Annotated in this window: 1 protein-coding gene and 1 pseudogene; both read left to right on the top strand. The window is 48.7% G+C overall.

Translation table 11 applies throughout. The annotated features are described in order from the left end of the window. Positions 1-139: 139 nt before the first annotated feature. Positions 140-1,072: pseudogene (shiA, locus tag BFF42_RS16425) on the top strand (shikimate transporter); the annotation flags it as partial. Between the two features lie 223 nt (positions 1,073-1,295). Beyond that, the coding region (locus BFF42_RS16415; protein WP_000567737.1) for a transposase at positions 1,296-1,582 on the top strand (287 nt) is incomplete at its 3' end.

Below are 1,582 nucleotides of genomic sequence, written 5' to 3'. Positions count from 1 at the left end.
AATCGACGATTGCTGGAAAGGCTGGGCCATACTCCTCCGGCAGAAGCAGAAAAAGCTTATTATGCTTCCATCGGAAACGATGATCTGGCAGCCTGAGTTCACAGATAAAACACTCTCCAGGAAACCCGGGGCGGTTCAGGTGACGCTGCGTGCCATTCAGGGATTTGCCGTCGGCGGCGAATGGGGAGGCGCGGCGTTGCTTTCCGTTGAAAGTGCACCAAAAAATAAAAAAGCCTTTTACAGTAGCGGTGTACAAGTTGGCTACGGTGTAGGTTTACTGCTTTCAACTGGACTGGTTTCATTGATCAGTATGATGACGACTGACGAACAGTTTTTAAGCTGGGGCTGGCGCATTCCTTTCCTGTTTAGCATCGTACTGGTACTGGGAGCATTGTGGGTGCGCAATGGCATGGAGGAGTCCGCGGAATTTGAACAACAGCAACATTATCAAGCTGCCGCGAAAAAACGCATCCCGGTTATCGAAGCGCTGTTACGACATCCCGGTGCTTTCCTGAAGATTATTGCGCTACGACTGTGCGAATTGCTGACGATGTACATCGTTACTGCCTTTGCACTTAATTATTCAACCCAGAATATGGGGCTACCGCGCGAACTTTTCCTTAATATTGGTTTGCTGGTAGGTGGATTAAGCTGCCTGACAATTCCCTGTTTTGCCTGGCTTGCCGATCGTTTTGGTCGCCGTAGGGTTTATATCACAGGTGCGTTAATCGGAACGTTGAGCGCATTTCCTTTCTTTATGGCGCTTGAAGCACAATCTATTTTCTGGATAGTTTTCTTCTCCATAATGCTGGCAAACATTGCGCATGACATGGTGGTGTGTGTGCAACAACCGATGTTTACCGAAATGTTTGGTGCCAGTTATCGCTATAGTGGCGCTGGAGTCGGTTATCAGGTTGCCAGTGTGGTTGGCGGTGGATTTACACCTTTTATTGCCGCTGCACTCATCACTTACTTTGCCGGGAACTGGCATAGCGTCGCCATTTATTTGCTGGCTGGATGCCTGATTTCCGCAATGACCGCTTTGTTGATGAAAGACAGTCAACGCGCTTGATAGCCTGGCGAAGATCATCCGATCTTCGCCTTACACTTTTGTTTCACATTTCTGTGACATACTATCGGATGTGCGGTAATTGTATGGAACAGGAGACACACATGAATAATAAGGGCTCCGGTCTGACCCCAGTAGACTGGCCCCCTGAATCTCCAGACAACCAGTATCACTTAAATAAGTGATAGTCTTAATACTAGTTTTTAGACTAGTCATTGGAGTACAGATGATTGATGTCTTAGGGCCGGAGAAACGCAGACGGCGTACCACACAGGAAAAGATCGCAATTGTTCAGCAGAGCTTTGAACCGGGGATGACGGTCTCCCTCGTTGCCCGGCAACATGGTGTAGCAGCCAGCCAGTTATTTCTCTGGCGTAAGCAATACCAGGAAGGAAGTCTTACTGCTGTGGCCGCCGGAGAACAGGTTGTTCCTGCCTCTGAACTTGCTGCCGCCATGAAGCAGATTAAAGAACTCCAGCGCCTGCTCGGCAAGAAAACGATGGAAAATGAACT

The sequence above is a fragment of the Shigella sp. FC1661 genome (assembly GCF_001712525.1).
Taxonomy (GTDB): Bacteria; Pseudomonadota; Gammaproteobacteria; order Enterobacterales; family Enterobacteriaceae; genus Escherichia; species Escherichia coli.
The sequence above is the reverse complement of the archived record's forward strand: the minus strand, read 5'-3'. Positions and strand labels throughout refer to the sequence as shown.